Origin of the sequence: Pedobacter sp. P26, from assembly GCF_050632135.1 — a bacterium.
GTDB lineage: Bacteria > Bacteroidota > Bacteroidia > Sphingobacteriales > Sphingobacteriaceae > Pedobacter.
Map to the genome: position 1 here is coordinate 4,042,966 of NZ_CP192574.1, position 22,736 is coordinate 4,065,701.

The following is a 22,736-nucleotide window of genomic DNA, read 5'->3' on the forward strand; positions in this document are numbered from 1 at the left end:
AAACGTCACTGCTTGTGTATTTCATTGAAAGTGGTTCTTCCGCAATTTTGGTGGTCAATTCGGTGCTGATACCAGACTTTTTCTGAGTAAATCGAAGCTTACCCTTCCATAGCAAAAATAAAAATTAATAGATTAAATCTTATCTCATTGCAATCAGTAGTTAAGCTAAACTATTTCCTTGATTTTAATATTATTTCTCCACCCGCTAAATTTTCTGAACTTACCTTAATTTTAATATTACCCGCTTTATTTGTGGTCCTAATCACCACTAAGGCCCGGCCTTTCCAGGCTTTGCGGGAATTGCCTGTATACGGATCTGTATCTTTTAGGTTTGCATTATCTACACCCACAATTGTTCCGGGGCCTTCAATTGCAAAGTGCAACCTATTCTCTGCATTGGGTTGAAACAAACCTTTGCTATCAGTAAGTTCGACAGTTACAAAAGCAAGATCCTGCCCATTAGCCGTAATTATATTTCGATCTGAAAATACTTTTATAGCGCTGGTTTTCCCGGCAGTTCTTAAAATTCTGGTCTCTACCTCTTTACCACCCTGTACACCGGCAACACTTAATTCTCCCGTGGCGTAAGGCAGCGTAAAAATTGCTTTAAACTCCTGTTGTTCTGTTGTTTCTTTCTCACCGATCAGTTTTTTATTGAGATACAACCTCACTTTAGGATATTTGGAGTATACCTCAACCTGTATATTCTTCCCCTCGTAACCTGGCCAGGTCCAGCTTTCCCATGTTGGCCATACAGACCAATCCGTTTCTTTAATTTCCAGAGGCGCTGGATTTGGCTCCTTAACCGCTACGTAAAGTTTTTCGGTATCGTTATATAACATACTTCGGTAATGGGAAATAGGTTTACGGTGTCCAAGTAAATCAATATCACCACAATAAGCACCATGCCAGGGAAATAATTCTGCAGACGAATGAAAATTTGCAGGTTCGCCAGAATAATACCACCTGCCAATGCCAGATTCGCCTAAGTAATCAAGCGCAGTCCACACAAAATCTCCAAGAATATAACTGTTGTAATTAACCAGTTTCCAGTTTGCAAAAGCATCTCTTGGATAGGATTCTGTTTGAACAATAATCCTGGATGGTACTCTTTTATGATCATCTATCGCTCTGTGCAATTGATAATTATAGCCAGCTATATCATGTTCGGCCATTAAAGGATCAAAAATCTCCCAATCTTTATCCCAGGTGGTCATGGCTGAAGTAACCGGACGTGTAGGATCTAGTTGACGTACCTTACCGGCCAGCATTTTTGCGGTTTGTACGGCCTGCGCTTCTTTTCGCTCAATAATTTCATTTCCGATGCTCCAGATGATAATCGACGGATGGTTTCTGTCTCTTAGTACCATGGCCTCTACATCTTTTTCCCACCATTTGTCGAAATACATGGCATAATCATACTTGTTTTTGGATGTTTTCCAGCCATCAAAAGCCTCATCAATCACCAGCATTCCTAAACGGTCGCATGCGGCCAAAAATGCTTCTGATGGCAGGTTATGGGATGTTCTTATCGCATTAAAACCGGCTGCCTTCAACAGTTCTACCCGTCGCTCTTCTGCCCGGTCAAATGCAGCTGCCCCTAAACAGCCATTATCATGATGTACACAACCTCCATTTAATTTTATGGTTTTACCATTAAGCTGGAAACCATTTGTAGTAGAAAATTTGATATCGCGAATTCCAAAATTCTCGCTATTTGAATCAATTATTTTCCGATCAGAAAATATTTCTGTTTTAGCCTGATATAAATGTGGTTGCTCTACCGACCATAATTTAGGTTTAGTTACAGCTATTTCTTGAATAAGTTCTTGTTGGCTATGAGGCGCTAATTTAACGGAAACCTGATGAGCAGCAGCTTCTCTGCTATCTGATCCAACAATACGGGTACGAATAACAACGGTCTTCATTACCGAAGCATTATTATTTACCTTTGTTTTTACCTGAACCAATGCCTGAGCAGGAGAAACTTGTGAGGTAATAATGCCTACACCATAATCTGGAACATGAATGGGATTTGTAATCTTGATCCAGACATGCCTGTAAATACCAGAACCACTATACCACCTGCTATTTTTCTGTTTAGCATTATCTACACGGACAGCAATCACGTTTTCCTGACCAAAATGAAGATAAGGCGTAAGATCGTATGTAAATGCAGAATATCCATAAGGATATACCCCTAGAGACTTGCCGTTAATAAAAACCTCCGAATTCATATACACACCTTCAAAATTAATGGAGACCAATTTACCTTTCCAGTTAGTGGGTACATCAAATGTTTTACGGTACCAGGCAATTCCGGAAGGAAAAAAACCACCATCTCCCCCATAGGATTTTTAGGATCGATCTTACCTTCAATACTCCAATCGTGTGGAAGATCTAACGTTCTCCAATCCTGATCATTAAAATCTTTTGCAATGGCTTTGGGAGCGTCACCCAATTTAAATTTCCAGTCAAAATCAAAAAGCTGCTTACGCTCCTGGGCCTTCATATTTAATGAAATGCCAAATAAAAATAAAGTATTAAGAAACAGTAGTTTGGTTAGCCTGGGCATAGCTGATTTAAGGTTTGGTTTAACCAAAAATAAGAAATAAACGTCATAACGACAATTATTTTATTCGTGAAGTATGTTGCTTAAATGGGATGAAATCTATCCTATTAGTAATCCTGCTCCGTACAACTTTAATTTTTCAATAATTTAACTGACAGTTTGCAGCAACTGGGATTTCATTTAATAATTAAGATTTTTCTTTCCAGCCCACTAGCTTCGAAGGAAAACGGCGAAGCCTTCATGAATGCAGCTGAAAGTTATAAACAACAAATGAATAAATTTTCAGCCGTTGTTTTTGTTTTTTATGTGTCTTTATGTTTTTAATGGCATTCAGCTAGCTTCGCTGGTCTTTTTAACACCAAAAGAAAGATCCCTTCGGCGGCGGCGGACCTGTACCGATTTTTCATCGGTAGCCGAGGCAAGACAGCGCCGCAGGACAAGAAAAAACGATTCTACGTCACTCATATTGATTTTATAAATAAATTCCCCCTCAGGATAACAATTCTCTATTTATGAGGCAGCCTATTTTTTGTTTAGAATTTAAATACGATCATGCTAAGCTTAACACCACTACCGGTACCATCCTTTATTTTCGACCTCCTCAACATGCTAATTGGTTATGCCCAGTTCGGGAAAAAGGAACAAAATGCTTTCAGGAAAACTCCCATTCACTGATTTTACTTTACCTTTAAGCTCTGGATAAAAATCTCCGGTGTAATAAATGATCTCGGCATCGCCAACAGCTTTTAGTTTACCTTTAAGCTCTGGATAAAAGTCTCCTGTATAATAAGTAATATTCGTATCGCCAACAGCCTTAAGTTTACCTTTAATTTCTGGATAGAAGTCTCCGGTGTAATAGGTCACCCCAGTTTTACCTACTGATTTTAGCTTTCCCTTAAGCTCAGGATAAAAATCTCCGGTGTAGTAAATCAAATCTATTGTACCTATTGATTTTATCCTACCTTTAATTTCCAGGTAAAAGTCTCCGGTGTAATAGGTAATATTAGTTTTCCCAAAAGATTTTACATTACCTTTAATTTCCGGATAAAAATCTCCTGTGTAATAGGTGATATCAGTATTGCCAATAGATTTTATCTTACCTTTAATTTCCGGGTAAAAATCTCCGGTGTAATAGGTGACATCAGTATTACCAATAGGCCCTATTCTTCCATTAAGTATAGAAAAGATCCTGTTATAGTACTCCTTTTCATTTCGATCTCCCGAAAATTGTGCATTTGCCGGCACTAGCCAGCTGGTGAGTAGTAAGCACATCATACCCCCTACGAAGGGCATCAGAAAATACCCCTTCTTTAATTGTAAATGTTTCATCTGTGTATTGTTTTTGTGTGTAATCAATAATAAGTATTACTAACGGGAAAAGCAAAAAAAGGAATCGACCGGATGATGAATTAAATTGAGATTTTCAATATTAAAAGTCTGGTCATCTCCTGTGGTAATTGATCTGGCCAAGGTGATAGGCAAGCGTTCTTAAAGAAGTTACCAGGCTAACGTAAAAAAAGCCGCCTCAACAAATATGAGACGGCCTAATCCTAATTTATATAAAATGTATTATTTAGCGATGTCTTACAACACGGAGCTGTTCGTGAATTTTACCTTATAAGGCCATTGGTCATCATTGGCTTCGTTTTCATCCCATGGATGTGGTGCATAGGTAGTCGGCGCTCCGGTTACTACATACCATAATTTTACAGTACCAGCCGGCACAGTAAAGCTACTCGTTGCGTTGTTGGTCCACATGCCGCTATACCTGCGTTCTCCTGTATTTAAAAGTGCAACATATCCATGGCGCCAACCTGCTCTTGCCGGATTTGCCACCTGATTATACCCGGGCGCATTAACCATACCGGTAAACACGGTTGATACAACCGTACCTGCGGCAGGAACAGTTAAAGGGATAACATTGTAACCAGTAGTGCCCGGAGCACGATTATATGCTACCTGGTAGCTTCCGTCAGTCAGCCTTGTATAGTTCCACGTTTGAGCACCATGGTAATCGGTACCGTAAGTCCGGAGTGAAGGAATATCCCAGGTCACAAATCTTACGGCCTGATCGTAGATTTCTCCATTAAAAGTAGCCACATTAATACCATTAAGCCTCATATATGCCTGGATTGGATCTTCCGGTTGGCGAGACTCACGCCATAATTTTCCGACAAAATCGCGCCCTCTTTTAAATTCCCAATAGTAGAGAATAAAGTAACTGGCATAACGATACCATTCATGGTGAACATGTCGGTGGTAATTATCCTTGTAAACGGTGAAATCGTATGCGGTAAAAACCGTCGAAGGATAGCTCTGGAATCCCTGGAAATTAGCCGTTTGTTCCCAAAATCCGTTACCGCCATTACCGCCAAACCCATAGCGGAAACCGCCAACACCCTGGTCAGCAAAAACCTGATATTGGAAACAATGTCCAATCTCATGACCGATGACATGACCAACCGGCTGCATGGTAGCCGGGCTAACCCAAAGGGCACCAATTACGTTATCATAGCCAGAACCAGTAGCCAGCCATTCCGTTTGATAATTGATAAAGATCATCATCTTGTATCTATTCAGCTTAGATGTAGCCAAATTAGCAAAACCTAATTGAGTTACATTTAATTGAAAAAAGCCTTCCGCTTTGCTCAGCAGGTCGGTAATGTTCACCCGATATGCTGCTGGTACAGCGGTCGAATTTGGATCGTTACTGCCATAGGGTTTAGCCCAGAAAACAATAAAGTGATCGGAAGAGCGGGATCTTGACCAACTCCATGTGCTGGCCGAATTATTAAAATCATTCGAACTGAGTTCCTGCGGAATATAGACTTCGGGAGCAGCAGCAGCTGCAACCGCTGCTATTCTGGCCTGATTTTGCGGCTTAGTTAGCGGGGTGGGCTGAATGGAGTTAAATTCCTCTTTACAGCCTGATAACAATACAATGATCAGGAATAATAAAATTTGTTTTTTCATTTTGGTTTTTGGTTGATTAGGTTTATAGATTGATGAAATTTCATCACACAGCGTACTCATCTTTAGAGGGGTGATTCCCTCAGAAGATCAGCAGGCTTTTCGTGAAAAATATTTTTATGATGGGTTAATACTTAAAATAAAAGATTTTACAATACACCTCCACATTCAGAATAAATTGGTAAGGCATGGGCCCACTTTAATCCGGGGTTTATTACAGTGTTGTATAAAAAATATGTAATATTTAAATATACACCACAAAAGGCATCCATTCTGATCGGATATTAGCAAAAAGCGGCAAAATATTAATATATTGTTAGTTAATCATCCAAATTGTGGCACTTTACAAGCCATCAGGCCGTTTCTCGTTTTTATATGAACCGATTCACATGCTAAACAATTAAGTCAGTCAGGCCGTTTTTAGCCTATGTTTACTTCGAATACTACATTAAATCTTCTTTAACATGCTGATGAATATCACGCAATTGTTTCCGAAACGATTCAGTAGCATCTATATCATATAATTCCGGGTCGGGATAAAGGGTTACTTCCAGGTTTTGAGGCAAGAAAGTAATGCAAGAGTTGAAAATTATAAATGCTTCCGCATTCACAGCGTGAAGCCGTTTTCGGGTTTCCAACTCTATTCTGTGAGCTAACGCTAACTTATACATGATGCTGATTATTAACTGTCTATTTTCTTAAAAGCAATGATTTACCATACTCATAATTCATACGTGCGATGTGCAATACAGAAATCTCCTGTGGACATTCTACCTCGCATGCTTCGGTGTTGGAACAGTGACCGAAGCCTTCCGAATCCATCTGGTTAACCATATCAACTACCCGGCCTGCTGATTCCGGTTTGCCTTGGGGCAAAAGTACCAATTGGGAAATCTTGGCTGAAGTAAACAGCGCTGCACTCGAATTTTTACAGGTTGCCACACATGCACCGCAACCTATGCAGGCAGCTGCATCGAATGCTGCCTCCGCAATTCCATGTGCAACCGGAATGCTGTTTGATTCCGGGGCCTGACCGGTGGAGGCAGAAATATATCCACCCGCCTGGATAATGTGATCAAAGGCGGAACGGTCAATTTTCAGGTCCCTCAATACAGGAAAAGATGCTGCTCTGAAAGGCTCTATATAAACGGTCTGTCCATCTTTAAAACTTCTCATGTGCAACTGACAGGTAGTTGTTCCTTTCAGCGGCCCATGTGCACGGCCGTTGATCATCATGCCACAGGCGCCACAGATACCTTCCCTGCAGTCATGGTCAAATTCAATAACCCGTTCTCCTTTTTGGATTAAACTTTCGTTTAACAGATCCAGCATTTCCAGAAAGGACATGTCCCGGGAGATATTATCAACTTCGTAAGCAACCATATCTCCCTTAGCCAACCTGTGCTCCTGACGCCAGATTTTCAAATGTAATTTCATAACAGACATTTTAACAATTAACTATTTATAACTTCTAACGGTAAGCTTTACGGTTTCAAAAATGAGGGGTTCTTTATGCAATTCCTGTTTCACGCCCTCCCCTTTCCATTCCCAGGCAGAAACGTAACAAAAATCCTCATCGTTGCGCACAGCTTCCCCATCGGCAGTCTGATATTCCTCCCTGAAATGGGCTCCGCATGATTCTTCCCTTTGAAGGGCGTCATAACACATTAGTTCGCCCAGTTCCAGAAAATCGGAAACACGACCTGCTTTTTCCAACTCTGAATTCACCCGATCATCTCCTGTGATTTTCAGTTCGTGATCGAAGGATTTTTTGAGTGCCCGAAGATCTAGAATAGCCTCTTCCAAACTCTGCCTGGTCCGGGATAGCCCGCATTTATCGTAAAGCAGCTTACCAAGTGTTTTGTGAAAGTGATCGGCGGAAAGATGTCCTTTGAGGTTTAAAAACCTGGAAAGCTGTTCTCTAACCAACTGTTCAGCTGCTGCAAATGCCTGATGATCGGTTGTAATTATTTCAGACTTAAGTTCTCCCGAAAGGTAATTTGGAATGGTGTATGGGGCAATAAAATAGCCATCAACGCAGGACTGAAGCAAAGAATTGGCACCCAGCCTGTTAGCACCATGATCGGAAAAATTGGCCTCACCCAGGGCAAATAGTCCGGGAATAGTGGTCATAAGATCATAATCTACCCAGAGCCCGCCCATAGTGAAGTGTGCAGCGGGCGAAATCAGCATAGGTTCTTTATAGGCATCTACCCCGTTGATCTTATCGTACATCCTGAAAAGATTGCCGTATTTTTCCTCAATCTTATCTCTGCCCTGTTCCTTTATTGCTTTTGAAAAATCAAGGCAAACGGCATTTTTCATTGGCCCAACGCCACAACCGGCATCAATGCGCTCTTTCGCCGCCCTGGAGGAAATATCCCTTGGTGAAAGGTTACCAAAAGCTGGATAACGGCGTTCGAGATAATAATCACGTTCGTCTTCCGGAATATCGTTCAGTACCCGATCATCACCAGCCTTTTTTGGTACCCAGATTCTGCCATCGTTCCGTAGCGATTCTGACATCAGCGTCAACTTAGACTGGGTTTCTCCAATCTGGGGCAAACAGGTTGGATGAAACTGGATCCAGCTCACTCCCGACATATAAGCACCCTTTTTATGGGCCCTCCAGATGGCAGAACTGTTGCAGCCCATCGCCAGTGTAGAAAGATAATATACCTTTCCGTAGCCACCCGTAGCTAAAACTACCGCGTGGGCAGCATGGCGTTCGATCTCCCCGGTTCCGAGGTTGCGGGCAATAATTCCTCTGGCTTTTCCATCGATGAGAACAAGGTCAAGCATTTCATGGCGGGTATACGTTTTCACTTTCCCCTCAGCTACCTGCCTCATCAGGGCCTGATAGGCCCCAATCATGAGTTGTTGCCCCGTCTGCCCGCGCGCATAAAAAGTTCGTGAAACCTGTACGCCTCCAAAAGACCTGTTGCCCAGGTAACCGCCGTACTCCCTGGCGAAAGGCACACCCTGTGCTACAGCCTGATCGATCAGGGCAAGTGAACATTCAGCGAGGCGGTAAACATTGGCTTCCCGCGAGCGGAAATCACCACCTTTAATCGTATCATAGAACATACGGTAGACGCTGTCGCCATCATTTTTATAATTCTTCGCCGCATTTACCCCGCCCTGTGCAGCAACAGAATGTGCTCTTCGGGCCGAATCCTGGAAGCAAAAAGATTTTACATTGTAGCCCTGCTCGGCAAGCGTAGCTGCGCAGGAGGAACCCGCAAGCCCCGTTCCAACAACAATGATGTCGAGTTTTTTGCGGTTTGCAGGATTGATCAGTTTAGAACTGTCTTTATAATTTTTCCATTTATCAGCCAGATTGCCTGCAGGAATTTTAGAATCCATCATCAGAAATTGAAATTAAAATAAATGTAAATTGGAATCTGCATGAAGCCAAAAGTGATTGCGAGCGTATATATCCAGCCGAAAACGCGAACTGCTTTTGCATATTTAGGATGATAAAGCCCCACGGTACGAGTGGCACTAAAGAAACCGTGCAACAAATGAAAGCCGAGCGCCAGAAAGGAGATTTCATAGATCAGTACATACCATCCTTGCTGAAACGAACTGACCACAATGGCATATAAATCCTTATTCCCTTTTGCATCCAATGGCAGGTTGCCAAACTTGTATATATACCAATAGTCCTTAAAATGGATGATCAGAAAAACGAGAATTATGGTGCCAAGTACGCCCATATTCCGGCTGTTCCATGAACTTACCTTACTCCGCTTATCATAAACATATTTTGTACCGTTAGCCTTGATGTTTTTTCTCGTGATGACCAGCGCATAAACAGCGTGTCCGATCAGGGAAAGATAAAGTACATAAGATATAAATTTAATCAGGATGTTCCCGGATAACAGGTGTGAATACCAGTTGAACTGTTCTCTGGCCTGCGATTCGGGCAATAACAGCTGTAGGTTTCCCAGCAGATGGATCACCAGAAAGAAGCACAGGAAAAGTCCTGTTGTGGCCATGATCAGTTTGTATATTAAAGTCGTTTGTTTCATATCTTTTATAAAATAATTTTGCTCCGAACCATCGCTACCAAAGACCTATAACCTTCCACCATACCCCGCCAACCAGAAACCAGACCAACAAAAACAGCACACTCATAAAAAAGCCCTGTTTCCACCAGTCCTTAAGATCGACATAGGTACTTCCAAAAAATATCGGTGCAGGACCATGGCCATAATGTGTCAGCGAACCCATCAACGATGCACAGGCGCCTAAAAATATAGCCAGCATAGTTCCAGGTACACCCACGGCAATTCCAACGGCAAGAAATACCGAGTACATAGCCGCTACCTGTGCGGTAGCGCTGGCAAACATATAGTGACAGTAAGAGTATACCAGTATGATGACCGGAAAAGCCAGTTGCCAGCTCAAATGTGCCATTTGCCCGCCCACCAGGTGGCCGAACCAGCCGATGAAGCCAAGTGAATTCAGAAATGAGCCCATCATTACCAGGGAAGAAAACCAGACAATGGTATCCCATGCGCCTTTTTCAGATTTGACATCTTCCCAGGTGAGTACCCCGCACAACAGCAGAATACAGAGACCAATCAACGCACCGGTTGTGGCATCTATTGCAAACAGGTTTCCAAATATCCAGAGCACCAGAAGAATAATAAAGGTTGCGACCATTAACCATTCCTTTATCGTAATTGGCCCCATCTCCTTTAGCTGTTTGGCTGCTATGGCCGGCGCTTCTTTGGTTTCCTTAAGTTCTGGTGGAAATACTTTATAAAGAAAAAGCGGAACCAAAAGGAAACAGACCAATCCGGGAACCAGTGCTGCAATTGTCCAGCTTCCCCAGGTGATGGTGACACCGAGATCTTTTGCAAACTTTTGCGCCATCGGGTTACTGGCAGTAGCAGTCAGAAACATAACCGAGGTAATCATATTTGCATTGTAACTGCTTAAAGTTAAAAATGCACCGATCTTGCGATGTGTTTCAGGTTTTTCTGGTACTGAGCCCATATTTACCGCAATAGATTTCATGATCGGAAAAATCACACCTCCTGCTCTTGCGGTATTACTGGGAATGGCCGGAGCCAATATCAGATCGGCCGTGTTCAGACCATAAGCCAACCCTAATGGACTTTTACCAAAAATCCTGATAAAACTATAGGCGATCCTGGTACCAAGGCCCGTCTTGATAAAACCTCTTGCAATAAAAAAAGCAAGACCAATTAACCAGATGGTGGAATTACCAAAACCGCTTAATGCATTCTGAATGGATTTAACCGGATCGCCCGGCGCCAATACCTGGGTTCCTGCACAAAGGGTAATGCAGATTATGGCCATTGTACCCATGGATGCGGCCTTGGAAATGATGCCCACAATGGTGGCGACAAAAATAGCCAGCAAATGCCAGGCGTTGGGCTTAACCCCATCGGGCACAGGAATAAACCAGATGGCCACGCCAACCACAAGGGTAATAATAAGCGATTTAAAATTGATCTCTTTCATAATATTTTCTTTAAAAGCGTATCTGTAACTGAACATAGCCAAGGCTGTGGTTGTAAGTTGTACTCAAGGGCACTTCTTTTTTAAACTTGTCTATAGCTAGCCCAAGCTGAAGGGCCGCATAAAAGTCATCGGCAAAAATCAGTGACACATTTGGAATGAGGGTCTGGCGGGGATTGCTGGCCAGTTTGTAATTTTCATCAAAATATTCGTACCTGCAGGAAAATTCCACCGCCCGCAATCTTCTGCTTTCATGGTTGTAACGGAGCGTTGGAAAAAAATAAAACCCCTGCATCTGGTATTCATCCAGATCAGGGCGGGCAATCTGTTTGTCGGCATTGTAGGCCATAAAGTTTGCTCCTTCCTTATATTCAGCCATTAAAAGCAGGTCGAATTTTTTCGAAAGCGGGATCTTGGCGGTAGCATCGGCTCCATAAGCTTTGCCAATACCACTGGAAGCTAAACTTCCCGAGCCTGCGTTAATGCCAATGGTAAAGTCTTTCAGCAAATCAGCTTCCAGCCTGCCATATAAGTTCTTGGTGTTATTGTCATCGGCGGGCTGGTTTTTATTGTTTCCATTGTAAACCCCGGCAAAATACCTGAGTTTTCCTCCAGGAATCACGTTACCCAATACAGAAAGTCCGGTTTGAAAACTCTGCCAGCCGTTTTTTCCGAAAGCATAATATTGGTTGGAAAAGTCAAGTGTTCGGATAATATCTACTGCCATGGCATCTTCGATTCCGAAAAAAGGGCGGAACTGCCCTGCCTGAATGTGGAAATATTCATTAAGAGAATATTTGATGTAAGCATTTTCCAACACCTTGTTGGTCGGATCGCTATTAAACTCAGCCAGATTGGCCAGTATATTGGCCGAAAAATGATCATTAATATCGCCCTTAACCATTACCCTCGCCCGCTTGATCATAAAGGTATTAGATATTGCCTTAGACATTGCGGGATCATAGTTTTTGCCGTTAATGTCTACGTTTTTATCTATAGAAAACAAATAACGCGTTTGCAACACACCCGCAAAGCTGAGTTTACGTTTGTATGCAGAATAATTTTTCAGGGTGTCACTTAACCGGGTTTGGTCTTTTTGCTGTGCGGAAGCGAAAAGCATACTGCAGGCGAGTAACAGGATGATATAAAATTGTTTCATGATTACTGTTTTGAGATTTTTATCAATGCGCTTACGGTTAGCTAATTGCGCCAATCATATCTTCCGGCCTTACCCATTCATCAAATTGTTCGCTGGTGACTAACCCAAGACTGATTGCGGCTTCCTTCAGTGACTTGTTTTCCTTTAATGCGGACTTTGCAATTTTTGCAGCATTGTCATATCCGATATGCGGATTCAAAGCTGTTACAAGCATGAGAGAGGTTTCCAGGTGTTTTTTAATGCCGTCATAATTCGGGCTGATGCCCATTGCACAGTTTTCATTAAATGAACAGCAGGCATCGCCGATAAGCCGTGCAGACTGCAGAAAATTTGCGGCCATTACTGGCTTAAATACATTGAGCTGAAACTGTCCGTTGGATCCCGCAACGGTGATGGCTACATCATTGCCCATTACCTGTGCCGCAACCATCGTTACTGCCTCATTCTGCGTAGGGTTTACCTTACCGGGCATAATAGAGGAGCCGGGTTCATTTTCAGGGAGATGCAACTCGCCGATACCACACCTTGGTCCGGAGGCCAGCATCCGAATGTTATTGGCAATATGCATCAGCGATACTGCGATCTGCTTCAATGCGCCATGACTTTCTACCAGGGCATCATGAGCAGATAAAGCCTCAAATTTATTATCTGCCGTGCGGAAGGGGAAACCGGTAAATTTTGATATATATGCGGCAACGGCAACATCATACCCACCCGGCGTATTCATGCCGGTACCTACTGCGGTGCCCCCAAGTGCGATTTCGGAAAGGTGGTCCAAGGTATGGTTAAGCGCCTTAAGCCCATGATCAAGCTGGGAAACATAACCGGAGATTTCCTGGCCTAGTGTCAGGGGTGTCGCATCCATCAGGTGGGTACGGCCAATTTTCACGACATCTTTGAACTCCTCAGATTTAACATGAAGTGTATCCCTTAACTTTTCAATGCCAGGTATGGTCACATCGACCAGTATTTTATAGGCAGCAATGTGCATTGCCGTTGGGAAAGTATCGTTAGAAGACTGGGATTTATTTACATCATCATTTGGGTGAACAAATAGCTCGCCTTTGCCCATTTCGTTTCCCTGCAATACATGGATTCGGTTGGAGATTACCTCATTGGCATTCATATTGGACTGAGTTCCGGAACCAGTTTGCCAGATCACAAGCGGAAATTCTCCGTAAAGCTTACCATCAGTAATCTCATCGCACACCTTTGCAATCAGATCTCGTTTTTCAGTTGAAAGTACATTTAAATCTTTATTGGCGTATGCCGCAGCTTTTTTCAGATAACCAAAAGCTTCAATAATCTCTTCGGGCATAGATGCTTCCGGACCAATCTTAAAATTATTTCGTGAACGTTCGGTCTGGGCTCCCCAGTAGCGGTTCAGAAGAACCTGAACATCGCCCATACTGTCATGCGCTGTTCTTAATGCTGGAATTTGATTTATTACTGGTTGGGTAGGCATATTGCTTGATTTAAGATATGCTGTAAAAGTGACCAGGATAATATGAGCCTGCCATGATGGCAGTCACGGGGAAAAAGTGATGTGAATCAACGAAATAGCAGAAGAAATATAGCTATCACTAAATCTTCCCGATTCACCATCTCCATTCCAGAGGACATCACGTACATAAAACATTACTAAACGGGTTATAATTAGATAATTGCCATACGAGCCGACTGTTTTTGCCGCAACCTGTTTACAATAAATTCCATAAAAAACAGCTTACCTAAAGAGGCTGAGCTAAATGACCAGGTACCGAAGTAAAGATGATGTTCATCATCCCCTTAGATAATTATCAGTACCTTGCCCTTTATGTGACGTAGGTGCGCCCATCTTGCAGGACGAAAAGAATTGCAATGCACCTGTTTGCCAAAGGGTATTATTTTATCTGTATTCACTTATCTTTCCCCAATAATCATCAAAATGAGCAAGAAAATACTGATTATTGAAGATCATAATGCGATTCGCGAAAGTATAGCAGAGATACTTAAGATGGCAAATTACACCGTTTTTGAGGCCAAAAATGGTAAGACAGGGGTCGATATGGCCCTTAGTGAACTCCCGGATATTATTTTGTGTGACATTATGATGCCTGAACTGGATGGATACGGGGTGCTTTATATACTGAACAAACATGCCGAAACTTTGGGAATCCCTTTTATTTTTCTCACCGCCAAGGCTGAACACACGGATCTGCGAAAGGGAATGGAACTGGGCGCAGATGATTATCTTATCAAACCCTTTGATGACATGGAACTCCTGAATGCAATTGATATTAGAATAAGAAAAAAGGAAGCGCAGGATAAGGTGCTCCATACCGTTTCTGACGAGTTCAGGATATTGGTAGCTCATACCGATGGACTCTCGGAATTTCACAAATTAATCGAAGGCAAAACAAAAAGGCGATTCAAAAAAGGACAGGTAATTTATTATGAGGGAGATTTTGGAAAAGGTCTTTATCTGGTACATAGCGGAAAGGTAAAGACAATAAAACTCGCGCAAGACGGACGGGAGCTGATGACAGGGATGCATGTTTCAGGCTCTTACATTGGGATAAATGCCATTTTGAGCGGTACGGCTTATACCGATACCTCAACTGCTGTAGAAGATAGCGAGATCTGCTTCATCCCCTTAGATCAGATGGAACTTTTACTCCTTCAATACCCGAAAGTGGCCAGGGAATTTATCAACCTCCTATCGAGTGATAACCAGGAAAAAGAGGAGCAGCTACTCCAGCTGGCTTATCAATCGGTACGTAAAAAAATGGCTGGTGCCATCTTAAGATTATATCACCAGAATATACCAGAGCAAAACTCGTTTATCATTTCCAGGGAAGACCTTGCCGCTATGGCCTGTATGGCCACAGAAACAGTCAGCAGAACCCTCTCTGATTTTAAGGAAGAGAAACTAATCGATCGGATTGGAGCAAATATAACCGTACTAAATCCTGAAGGGTTATTGAAAATGAAAAATTAAAACCTAATGGAAAAAGTTGTAAGGATAAATCATTTGGGCAGTAACATTAGGTTGAGGCGTGTGCTGTGAACTCAAATCCGCATCTGCAATATAAAAGATTTTACCTCGTACCTGACAATCCACAGATACGCTACCTGTAAAAAATTATTGTAGTCAAAAGAGCTATGTTCAGGTGCAAGAATAAGTTATTTGATGTTTGTGCCCATCGCCCATCTGATCGATTGAATGCGGTCAGGCATTACGACGATAGCTGCTTGGATTTTGGCCACAATGTTTCTTAAAAAATTTACTGAATACGAACTGGTCACTGAAGTTCAATGATTCAGCGATATGTGCGATCGGCAACCCTGACTCATTTAATAATACCTTTGCCTCAACAACGAGCATTTCATCGATCAGTTCTCCCGCAGTTTTACCCGTAAGCCCCCGTGTAGCAGTGGTCAGGTATTTTGGGGTGATATTTAGCATGTCAGCATAAGCCTGTACACTTCTTTCCTCTTTAAATTTCTTCATAACAAGTTTAAGGAATTGATGAACCACATATTCCTTCCGGCTGCCAGGTACCACGTATGGCTCGGCCTCTGATTGATATAATGCACCAACCTCGAAAATAAGCGCCGAAAAAAGGTGCCGCAAGATATCCTCCGCATAAAACCTGTTTGCTCGCGTATCCTTCATCTTTAGCGCCAGTACGGAGAGTTGAGCCTTGAACAAGTCGACCTGGTCTTCGCTGAGCCTGGACACCGGGCTAATGATACCGGTCAGGTAATCATAAGCCTCTGCGGTCTTCGACGGGATGGCTGAGTTTAATAAGTAGTCATTTGAGAATAGTAGATTGGTCGCTTTACAATCTGGGGTAACCGTACCAAAGTGACGGATGGTATTGGTCGTAAACAATACAAGATCATTTTTTCTCAGTGTGTATTCCAGCAGATTGATCTTTACATTCACCTCTCCATCAGTGATCAGGTGAATCGAATTATGATCGGCACGATATGGCGAGATAAAAGGATGTATCCATTTCCTGCGAATCGGTATCAAAAACGTACAGGCCCTTAAATTTGGTATTGATATCCAGCCGGGACTTTAGAAAATCAACCGTCAGTTCCTCAATACGTTTTTTCTTATTTTTCATTATACCGATAAAACTATAACCCAGGCGTTTTTCCTGTTTGTTGCAGGTTGACATAAGATAACAATATTTATCATATCATCTAAAATACTACATCAATATGGCAAGGAAATCTGAACATATTTCGGCCGTATCTGGCCATGTTTCTAAGCATTCACAGTCCCTAGATTTGTATTGTAAACAAAAGCCATTTAGTCAAAAATAACAATTAAAATTATGACACAGCAAATCAATTACAGCAATGAACTTTCCGGAAAGATCGCCCTTGTAACAGGTGGAACCAAAGGTGCCGGCAAAGCAATTGCAGAACGTTTAAAGGCCGCTGGCGCCACAGTGATCATTACGGCGAGGAACAAAGCCGAACAACCAGATCCGGAACTTAATTTTGTTTCTGCTGACCTGAGCAGACCAGAAGATGCGCAAAAAATAATCAGCGAGGTACTGTCAACCTATGGCAGGCTGGATATCCTGGTAAACAACCTTGGCAGTTCAACAACACCAGCCGGTGGGTTTTCAGCATTGAGTAATGAAGATTGGATATCGACCCTGCAAGCTAATCTACTTGCGCCAGTCAGACTTGACAAGGGATTTTTACCACAGATGATCGATCGTAAAGATGGTGTTATCATTCACATCGCTTCCATCCAGGGCAAATTGCCCCTATACGATTCTACATTGCCCTATGCAGCTTCAAAAGCAGCACTGATCAATTACAGTAAAAGTTTATCAAATGAGGTTACGCCAAAAGGTGTACGTGTGCTAACCGTTTCGCCGGGATGGATAAATACTACAGCATCGGAAGCCTGGCTGGGTGAGATTGCCAGAAATTCCAATAGCACCATAGAGCAGGCTCAGCAAAGTGTTATGGATGCATTGGGAGGAATACCTTTCGGCAGGCCGGCCCAACCAGAGGAAGTGGCCGAATTGGTCGGCTTTCTGGTCTCGCCAAGAGCCAATTACCTAACAGGAACAAACTTCGTCATCGATGGCGGAACGGTACCGACTATTTAACCACTTAATCATATCATCATGGAATTACCACAAGTAGTATCGCGTTTCATAGAAACGCAGCACAATTACGATAGCAAGGCTTTCGCGGATTGTTTTACCGAATCTGCCATCGTTCATGACGAGGGAAAAACCCATAATGGCAGACAAGAAATTCATCAATGGATTCAGCATTCAATGGATGCGTACAAATCTGAGCTGGAACCACTCAACTATGAGCAGACCAGCTCAAGCGGTGTACTGACAGCAAATGTTTCGGGCACCTTTCCGGGAAGTCCGGTAAAGCTGAATTTCAAATTTGGCTTTAAGGACAACCTTATCGATTCCCTAAATGTGACCGAATAATATTTTGGGCATAGATATAGCACGATGACACACAACATCAGAAAACCGCCTATCTTAGATAAGGCGGTTTTCTTCCACTATGCTATTACCGGGTAATGTTGTAATGATTAACTATCCAAATTATTTTTAACAAAATATGAAAGGGGCAGACTTTTGGCTGATTTAGAGCCTGTTTAAATTTCTATAACAAATATAAATAGCCTTTTGCTGTCACACTAAGGGATAACTTATTGTATAAAATCAATATAAATGACAGATTTTTAGCGAATTACAGGCTGCGAGGAATCGTCATCCCCAACCTGATTGGGAACCACGGAGTGCTCATGAATGCCTTTGAAACGAGGTAAACTCATGAATAATCGTAATGCAAGTGCTTTAAGATTAGCTTCGCTGAGCACTGCGTGGTTCCCGCCTGCGCCTATCGTGTGGACACATCTTTTTTGAGTTAGTTTAGGCGTTTTGCTAACCAACTTTAATAAAGCACGGATTTTAACTAAGGACGCTGTCAATCCCAAGAGCCGGGGAAATCAAAAAAACAGGTGCACTACAGTAAAAATAGCAATAACAAACCTGAAACGCAGTGGTTTTGTGTTCATAACCGATGATTTAATTTTAAAAAAAATATTGAACACAAAACGAAGTGTCCCTGTTTTTTTGATACGTGTGAGATTGCGCAAAGGCTCATTGCTGGATTGACAAAGCGCTTTGGGTACTTTGGCGCTCCAAAGTACCATGCCCCGCGGCATATAGCGATAGAAGATGTTATAATTAATTGTGTCTACACTATAGGCCTGCGCGGGAATGAAGGCCGTGCTAATGGATTCTGTCAATTGTAGCGTAGTCGATTGTTTTATTAATGCGTTGAAATAGTCATCGACTACGCTCAGACTGACATACGAATTAAATTTTATTTAATTTTAAACAGGCTCTTAGATATTTAAATAAAGGTTTAACACTACTATTGAGTATATTAATCTGTATCAAGCGAAATACTATAGTCTCCGCAATATCTTCTGGTCAAAAGCGTTCAAACAATCTGCTAATCCTCCCCTTAATTGCAACAGCCCTTAGATTATGCTATCCTCATTTTCTCACGGTTTCTACTTTAACGCAACATCCATTTTTGTCAAAAATTTATCAACCGCCTCTTTTATGTCAATTCCAGACCTCTCGGCCAACACAATTAACCACCAAATATTTTCAGCAAGTTTATGTTCCAGTTCTGTCTCAGAACCGGCTTTGGGCCAGCGCTGCTGCTGCGACATAATGTTGCGTCCAACCAGTCCGGCATCAGTAAGGTAGGCCAAAGCATCTTCTTCCACTGTCCACTCACTTCCGTGATGCAGCAGCTCTAGCTCATGGTACTTTTTTCTTATTTCCAGCGATCTGTGGATAATCTCGTCAAAATTTTCTTTACTCATTAACATATCATTTAGTGAATTAAATTGGCGCTAACAAAAGAGATTTTACCGTTTTCAAATTTGAATTCAAATGTTCCTCCAATTTTACCTTCCGGAAAATCACCAGAAAATTGAACTTCCAAATATGCATTTTGTTGATCTATTATCTTGAGCGCTACCTGATCTGTATGGGTATTGTACCCTATAAAGTAGTCATCAAAATATTGCTGAATTCCTTTATGCCCTTTAAACTTTCTACCTACCGATGGATCGTCTAAAATAGCAGCAGGTAAATAAAAACTTAAATATTTTTCTGTGTCGAATGTGTTACTGGCTGCAATCCATTCCGTGATAAAAGTTTGTATGTCCATTTTTTCTTTTTTACCATATCACTATGGTTGTTTACTCTTTCAATCTAATTCAGCAAACTCTTTTTATAATCTGACGGAGAAAAGGAGGTCTTATTTTTAAATAACTTATTGAATGACTGCGGGTGCTCAAAGCCTAAATGATAGGCGATCTCGGCAATGCTAAGTTCATTTTTCGCAAGATATTCCTTTGCTTTTTCTACCACCTTTTCGTGTATGAATTGCTGGGTATTTAATCCGACAAGATTTCGCAACAGATCGCTCAAATATCTTGGCGTTACATTTAGATTTTCAGCCAAAGTGTTCACATCAGGAAGCCCTTTAATTAAAGAACGTTCTCCTCTAAAATAGTCATCCAATTGCTGTTCCAATCCGGCAAGAAGGTCGTTGCTCACAGTCTTCCTGGTGAGAAACTGCCGGTCATAAAATCGATTGGCATAATTGAGCAGCAACTCGATTTGCGAAATGATCACATCCTGGCTGAATTTATCAATACGCTCATTCAGCTCATCCTGTATAAACCTGTAAATGCTCAGGATGGTTGCTTTTTCTTTTCCGAAAGATATAGTGCCTCTGCGGCAGAATAACTAAAAAAACCATATTGTTTAATCCCAGAATTTAGCGGATAGGATCTTAAGAAATCCGGGTGGATATGGAGCGTCATCCCGCTGTAGTCCGCTTCCTCATCCTGCATTTTCAAAAGCTGTCCGGGGGCGATGAATGACATTCCGCCTTCTTCAAAATCGTAGTATCCCTGACCATATTTCAGTTTCCCTGAAAAACTCGTCTTGAAAGATATCTTGTAAAAATTCAGGATGATGCCATGCTCAAAATCCATTGGATCAAACTTTGCATCTCCATAATTCATAACGCTGATCAGCGGATGGGACGGAGCCGCCTGCCCCATCGCCTTATGCAACTGGGAAAGCGAATCGAATAGGACCGGATGTTTTCTCATTGTACAAATTTAGTTAATTCATCAGCAGCCACTCCCATGTCAATCCATTATAGAATGGCTATATCTATTAAAATACGAACTGGGAACGGAGTTTTTCGAATTGTCCTTCCGGAGTTAATTCAAGGCGCTCTTGATATAAACCTTTAGCATCATTGCCGGCAATATATCTCAGCTGTTCTTTATTGTCTGTAGCTGCATCATAAATGATTTTGGCTACGTCTTCTGCTTTTGTGTAACTGGCAATCTGCTCTTCGCTATAACCTTCACTAACCTGAGCCACCAATTGAGCATAAGCTTCGTGCATTCCAGCCTGTAGAGATCTTCCTGCAAAGTTAGTTTGCATTCCACCTGGGGCCACTACTTTCACCGATATTCCAAATTGTGCCAATTCATAAGCCAAACCTTCTGAAAAACCATCAACAGCAAATTTGGTAGCATTATAAATAGAACAGGTTGGATATCCCAGCAGGCCAAATGTACTGGTAATATTGATGAACGTTCCACTCTTTCTTTCTCTAAAATACGAGATGAATGCTCTTGTAATATTGATCACGCCAAATAAATTCGTCTGTACCTGAGTCTGGATTTGCTCATCTGTAAAGGCTTCCAGCGGACCAATCAACCCATAACCGGCGTTATTTAATACTATATCAACAGCATGCGACTTCAAAACTTCTGATATCGTATTCTTGATTTTTTCCGAATCAGTAACATCCAATTGAACTATGGTTACATTTGGAAGTTCCTTCAATTCATTTTCTTTTTCGGGATCGCGCATTGTTGCGATTACATGCCAGCCATTTGCATGAAATAATTTGGCTGTTGATTTGCCCAGCCCGGATGAGGTTCCGGTAATGAAAATTGTCTTTTGCATAATTCTTTGTTTTAGATTGAACTATACAAAAGTGGGCATTGCATAAACACTGAAATTAGTCTAAAACGAATTATGGTAAGTCAAAATGACGTTTTAGATTTAAAGCTGTAACGGGTGTTCAAACTAATCTGCCATTCCCACTTTACCAAACTGAAAATTAAGCCAAATTACAAAGTCTATAAGTACATATTTCCCCTTTAAATCTGATAATTTAATCAAATTTCTTACGGGTTTTGCTGCCCGAAATCAGGTGCATTTCGTCCAATTTCTGTAGATCTTACAAACAACAGTCCGGCACTAAAACCTTTGCTTAACAATATTGTTGTATCTTCATATCGGTTCAGCACACATTAATTTTTTACGAACTGCAACAATATGCTCGCAGCCCAAATGAATAAACGCGCTCATGGCGAAAGAATTAAAGCGATCAAGTTTCCTCAATGCGGCAGTACTGCCAAAACTGAAATCAAGCCCGACGTTTACCCTAACATAAACCGCCAAACGGAGTATTACCTGGACGATGATGACATCACTGTAAATTATAACCATAACTACAGCTACGCCAACGCGAATCCTGCTTTGGGTGCTCAAAAAACGAAGCTTATCATTACCATAGCCGCAATTGTGTTTGTTATCCTAATAATTTCTATTTTGGCTGGTCTGTTATCCAAATCCGCTCCGATAGTCAACAATTCCCTGCCTGGCGGAAATGCAGAGCCGAAAAAGAATATTTAGCACAAAGCCTGGTCGCTTCCGGATACAATGGTTCGCAAATAAATCTGATCTTAAAGCTACAATCATGAAATTATCAATCATAAATAAATTACAGCAATCTAAAGTGAAGATCGCATTGGGCTTACTCATCCTGTGTTCATCTTTAACAACACAGGCTCAAAACGGCACTTATGAAAAAAAGCCGCAAATGGGGCTTATGGAATCATTTCCTTTCAAAAAAATGGCGATAAGGTAATAGCAGAAATTTTTAGCTGGTGGAATACCAAGTCGGCACAGATGGGTAGCTATAGTGGTAAAGGAACATTACAGCAGAACAGGGTTGTTTTACACAGTGAGGAGAACGATCCAGGCTGTGTTGTTACGCTAAATCTTGTTCAGGGCAAAATTAAGGCTTCGTTTAATAACTGCAATACCGATCACCTTACTACAGACTTTGATGGCTTCTACAATAAAATTACCAATGCCGTAGCTGGCGAATACATTGTAAAAGTACCTAAGGCCTATTTTTATCGAAAACCAGATGCAGGAAGCAAACTTAAAACCTACGTATTAAAAGGTGATAAAGTTAGGTTAGATATCGATAGAATTGGCGCCAGCACACAAAATTGGCTATATGTTTATTTTGAGGGTAAGGGCGGCAAAGAAACAGCCGGGTATATCCCTATTTCCAACCTTAGCCTAACGGACTGACGTGATACAATGACATTTGAAGTCAAATATATCCCCGGAGCATTAAACA

21 protein-coding genes and 1 pseudogene are annotated in these 22,736 nt (G+C 41.8%); 6 read left to right on the forward strand and 16 right to left on the reverse strand.

All coding sequences use genetic code 11. From position 1 onward, the window contains the following. Positions 1 to 170: 170 nt before the first annotated feature. The 11 genes from ACQ86H_RS18760 to fumC form a co-directional block, all read right to left on the reverse strand. Complete coding sequence (locus ACQ86H_RS18760; RefSeq protein WP_431295430.1) at positions 171 to 2,318, reverse strand: glycoside hydrolase family 2 protein; 2,148 nt, start codon at positions 2,316 to 2,318, stop codon at positions 171 to 173. Beyond that, entirely contained in the window at positions 2,234 to 2,575 is a 342-nt protein-coding gene (locus ACQ86H_RS18765) for a hypothetical protein (RefSeq protein WP_431292098.1), read from the reverse strand. Before ACQ86H_RS18765 ends, ACQ86H_RS18760 begins: the two co-directional genes overlap by 85 nt. A 606-nt stretch (positions 2,576 to 3,181) precedes the next feature. Then, positions 3,182 to 3,901 (reverse strand): hypothetical protein, encoded by a 720-nt coding sequence (locus ACQ86H_RS18770; protein ID WP_431292099.1) that lies wholly within the window; start codon positions 3,899 to 3,901, stop codon positions 3,182 to 3,184. Between the two features lie 255 nt (positions 3,902 to 4,156). Beyond that, positions 4,157 to 5,545 (reverse strand): DUF6055 domain-containing protein, encoded by a 1,389-nt coding sequence (locus tag ACQ86H_RS18775; protein ID WP_431292100.1) that lies wholly within the window; start codon positions 5,543 to 5,545, stop codon positions 4,157 to 4,159. A gap of 440 nt (positions 5,546 to 5,985) precedes the next feature. Then, positions 5,986 to 6,213: a hypothetical protein gene (locus ACQ86H_RS18780; RefSeq protein WP_138823021.1), complete on the reverse strand. Its 228-nt coding sequence runs from the start codon at positions 6,211 to 6,213 to the stop codon at positions 5,986 to 5,988. A 19-nt stretch (positions 6,214 to 6,232) separates the two neighbouring features. Beyond that, on the reverse strand, positions 6,233 to 6,979 hold the full coding sequence (locus ACQ86H_RS18785) for a succinate dehydrogenase/fumarate reductase iron-sulfur subunit (RefSeq protein ID WP_431292101.1): 747 nt from the start codon (positions 6,977 to 6,979) through the stop codon (positions 6,233 to 6,235). A 21-nt stretch (positions 6,980 to 7,000) separates the two neighbouring features. Beyond that, positions 7,001 to 8,911 (reverse strand): fumarate reductase/succinate dehydrogenase flavoprotein subunit, encoded by a 1,911-nt coding sequence (locus ACQ86H_RS18790; RefSeq protein ID WP_431292102.1) that lies wholly within the window; start codon positions 8,909 to 8,911, stop codon positions 7,001 to 7,003. Next, complete coding sequence (locus ACQ86H_RS18795) at positions 8,911 to 9,576, reverse strand: succinate dehydrogenase cytochrome b subunit (RefSeq protein ID WP_431292103.1); 666 nt, start codon at positions 9,574 to 9,576, stop codon at positions 8,911 to 8,913. The genes ACQ86H_RS18790 and ACQ86H_RS18795 overlap by 1 nt, the downstream gene beginning before the upstream one ends. Positions 9,577 to 9,610: 34 nt before the next feature. Next, complete coding sequence (locus ACQ86H_RS18800) at positions 9,611 to 11,041, reverse strand: anion permease (protein ID WP_431292104.1); 1,431 nt, start codon at positions 11,039 to 11,041, stop codon at positions 9,611 to 9,613. A gap of 10 nt (positions 11,042 to 11,051) precedes the next feature. Beyond that, positions 11,052 to 12,197, reverse strand: a complete 1,146-nt coding sequence (locus ACQ86H_RS18805; protein WP_431292105.1) for a porin — start codon at positions 12,195 to 12,197, stop codon at positions 11,052 to 11,054. 37 nt (positions 12,198 to 12,234) lie between these two features. Then, positions 12,235 to 13,662, reverse strand: a complete 1,428-nt coding sequence (gene fumC / locus ACQ86H_RS18810) for a class II fumarate hydratase (protein ID WP_431292106.1) — start codon at positions 13,660 to 13,662, stop codon at positions 12,235 to 12,237. 462 nt (positions 13,663 to 14,124) lie between these two features. On the opposite strand from fumC, the gene ACQ86H_RS18815 reads away from it, so the two are divergent. Then, on the forward strand, positions 14,125 to 15,177 hold the full coding sequence (locus ACQ86H_RS18815; RefSeq protein WP_431292107.1) for a response regulator: 1,053 nt from the start codon (positions 14,125 to 14,127) through the stop codon (positions 15,175 to 15,177). 231 nt (positions 15,178 to 15,408) lie between these two features. On the opposite strand, the gene ACQ86H_RS18820 is transcribed toward ACQ86H_RS18815, so the two are convergent. Continuing rightward, positions 15,409 to 16,218 carry a helix-turn-helix domain-containing protein gene (locus ACQ86H_RS18820; RefSeq protein WP_431292108.1) on the reverse strand — a complete coding sequence of 270 codons (810 nt, stop codon included), beginning with the start codon at positions 16,216 to 16,218 and terminating at the stop codon, positions 15,409 to 15,411. Positions 16,219 to 16,525: 307 nt separating this feature from the next. Between ACQ86H_RS18820 and ACQ86H_RS18825 the strand changes: the two genes are divergently transcribed. Further along, on the forward strand, positions 16,526 to 17,320 hold the full coding sequence (locus ACQ86H_RS18825) for an SDR family oxidoreductase (protein ID WP_431292109.1): 795 nt from the start codon (positions 16,526 to 16,528) through the stop codon (positions 17,318 to 17,320). Positions 17,321 to 17,338: 18 nt separating this feature from the next. Then, a complete protein-coding gene (locus ACQ86H_RS18830; RefSeq protein ID WP_431292110.1) occupies positions 17,339 to 17,662 on the forward strand; it encodes a nuclear transport factor 2 family protein in 324 nt (107 codons plus the stop codon). 1,100 nt (positions 17,663 to 18,762) lie between these two features. On the opposite strand, the gene ACQ86H_RS18835 is transcribed toward ACQ86H_RS18830, so the two are convergent. The 4 genes and pseudogenes from ACQ86H_RS18835 to ACQ86H_RS18850 form a co-directional block, all read right to left on the reverse strand. After that, positions 18,763 to 19,083 (reverse strand): MazG-like protein, encoded by a 321-nt coding sequence (locus ACQ86H_RS18835; protein ID WP_219077686.1) that lies wholly within the window; start codon positions 19,081 to 19,083, stop codon positions 18,763 to 18,765. A gap of 11 nt (positions 19,084 to 19,094) precedes the next feature. After that, positions 19,095 to 19,433, reverse strand: coding sequence for a nuclear transport factor 2 family protein (locus ACQ86H_RS18840; RefSeq protein WP_431292111.1), 339 nt, complete (start codon positions 19,431 to 19,433; stop codon positions 19,095 to 19,097). Positions 19,434 to 19,477: 44 nt separating this feature from the next. Next, positions 19,478 to 20,388, reverse strand: a pseudogene (locus ACQ86H_RS18845) (helix-turn-helix domain-containing protein). Positions 20,389 to 20,455: 67 nt separating this feature from the next. Beyond that, positions 20,456 to 21,262 carry an SDR family oxidoreductase gene (locus tag ACQ86H_RS18850; RefSeq protein ID WP_431292112.1) on the reverse strand — a complete coding sequence of 269 codons (807 nt, stop codon included), beginning with the start codon at positions 21,260 to 21,262 and terminating at the stop codon, positions 20,456 to 20,458. A 390-nt stretch (positions 21,263 to 21,652) separates the two neighbouring features. Here ACQ86H_RS18850 and ACQ86H_RS18855 point away from each other — a divergent pair, with 390 nt between their 5' ends. The 3 genes from ACQ86H_RS18855 (at position 21,653) to ACQ86H_RS18865 (ending at position 22,687) form a co-directional block, all read left to right on the forward strand. Beyond that, positions 21,653 to 21,997, forward strand: a complete 345-nt coding sequence (locus tag ACQ86H_RS18855; protein ID WP_431292113.1) for a hypothetical protein — start codon at positions 21,653 to 21,655, stop codon at positions 21,995 to 21,997. Positions 21,998 to 22,061: 64 nt separating this feature from the next. After that, positions 22,062 to 22,232 (forward strand): hypothetical protein, encoded by a 171-nt coding sequence (locus ACQ86H_RS18860; protein WP_431292114.1) that lies wholly within the window; start codon positions 22,062 to 22,064, stop codon positions 22,230 to 22,232. A gap of 41 nt (positions 22,233 to 22,273) precedes the next feature. Continuing rightward, positions 22,274 to 22,687 carry a hypothetical protein gene (locus tag ACQ86H_RS18865; RefSeq protein WP_431292115.1) on the forward strand — a complete coding sequence of 138 codons (414 nt, stop codon included), beginning with the start codon at positions 22,274 to 22,276 and terminating at the stop codon, positions 22,685 to 22,687. The last annotated feature ends 49 nt before the right edge of the window (positions 22,688 to 22,736 follow it).

Coding starts and splice junctions, on each gene's coding strand:
- ACQ86H_RS18835 (WP_219077686.1), bottom strand. CDS start 19,083: ATGAGTAAAGAAAATTTTGACGAGATTATCCACAGATCGCTGGAAATA.
- ACQ86H_RS18855 (WP_431292113.1), top strand. CDS start 21,653: ATGAATAAACGCGCTCATGGCGAAAGAATTAAAGCGATCAAGTTTCCT.
- ACQ86H_RS18770 (WP_431292099.1), bottom strand. CDS start 3,901: ATGAAACATTTACAATTAAAGAAGGGGTATTTTCTGATGCCCTTCGTA.
- ACQ86H_RS18790 (WP_431292102.1), bottom strand. CDS start 8,911: ATGATGGATTCTAAAATTCCTGCAGGCAATCTGGCTGATAAATGGAAA.
- ACQ86H_RS18800 (WP_431292104.1), bottom strand. CDS start 11,041: ATGAAAGAGATCAATTTTAAATCGCTTATTATTACCCTTGTGGTTGGC.
- ACQ86H_RS18825 (WP_431292109.1), top strand. CDS start 16,526: ATGACACAGCAAATCAATTACAGCAATGAACTTTCCGGAAAGATCGCC.
- ACQ86H_RS18815 (WP_431292107.1), top strand. CDS start 14,125: ATGAGCAAGAAAATACTGATTATTGAAGATCATAATGCGATTCGCGAA.
- ACQ86H_RS18865 (WP_431292115.1), top strand. CDS start 22,274: ATGGGTAGCTATAGTGGTAAAGGAACATTACAGCAGAACAGGGTTGTT.
- ACQ86H_RS18795 (WP_431292103.1), bottom strand. CDS start 9,576: ATGAAACAAACGACTTTAATATACAAACTGATCATGGCCACAACAGGA.
- ACQ86H_RS18830 (WP_431292110.1), top strand. CDS start 17,339: ATGGAATTACCACAAGTAGTATCGCGTTTCATAGAAACGCAGCACAAT.
- ACQ86H_RS18860 (WP_431292114.1), top strand. CDS start 22,062: ATGAAATTATCAATCATAAATAAATTACAGCAATCTAAAGTGAAGATC.
- ACQ86H_RS18775 (WP_431292100.1), bottom strand. CDS start 5,545: ATGAAAAAACAAATTTTATTATTCCTGATCATTGTATTGTTATCAGGC.
- ACQ86H_RS18805 (WP_431292105.1), bottom strand. CDS start 12,197: ATGAAACAATTTTATATCATCCTGTTACTCGCCTGCAGTATGCTTTTC.
- ACQ86H_RS18850 (WP_431292112.1), bottom strand. CDS start 21,262: ATGCAAAAGACAATTTTCATTACCGGAACCTCATCCGGGCTGGGCAAA.
- ACQ86H_RS18840 (WP_431292111.1), bottom strand. CDS start 19,433: ATGGACATACAAACTTTTATCACGGAATGGATTGCAGCCAGTAACACA.
- ACQ86H_RS18780 (WP_138823021.1), bottom strand. CDS start 6,213: ATGTATAAGTTAGCGTTAGCTCACAGAATAGAGTTGGAAACCCGAAAA.
- ACQ86H_RS18785 (WP_431292101.1), bottom strand. CDS start 6,979: ATGAAATTACATTTGAAAATCTGGCGTCAGGAGCACAGGTTGGCTAAG.
- ACQ86H_RS18765 (WP_431292098.1), bottom strand. CDS start 2,575: ATGCCCAGGCTAACCAAACTACTGTTTCTTAATACTTTATTTTTATTT.
- fumC (WP_431292106.1), bottom strand. CDS start 13,662: ATGCCTACCCAACCAGTAATAAATCAAATTCCAGCATTAAGAACAGCG.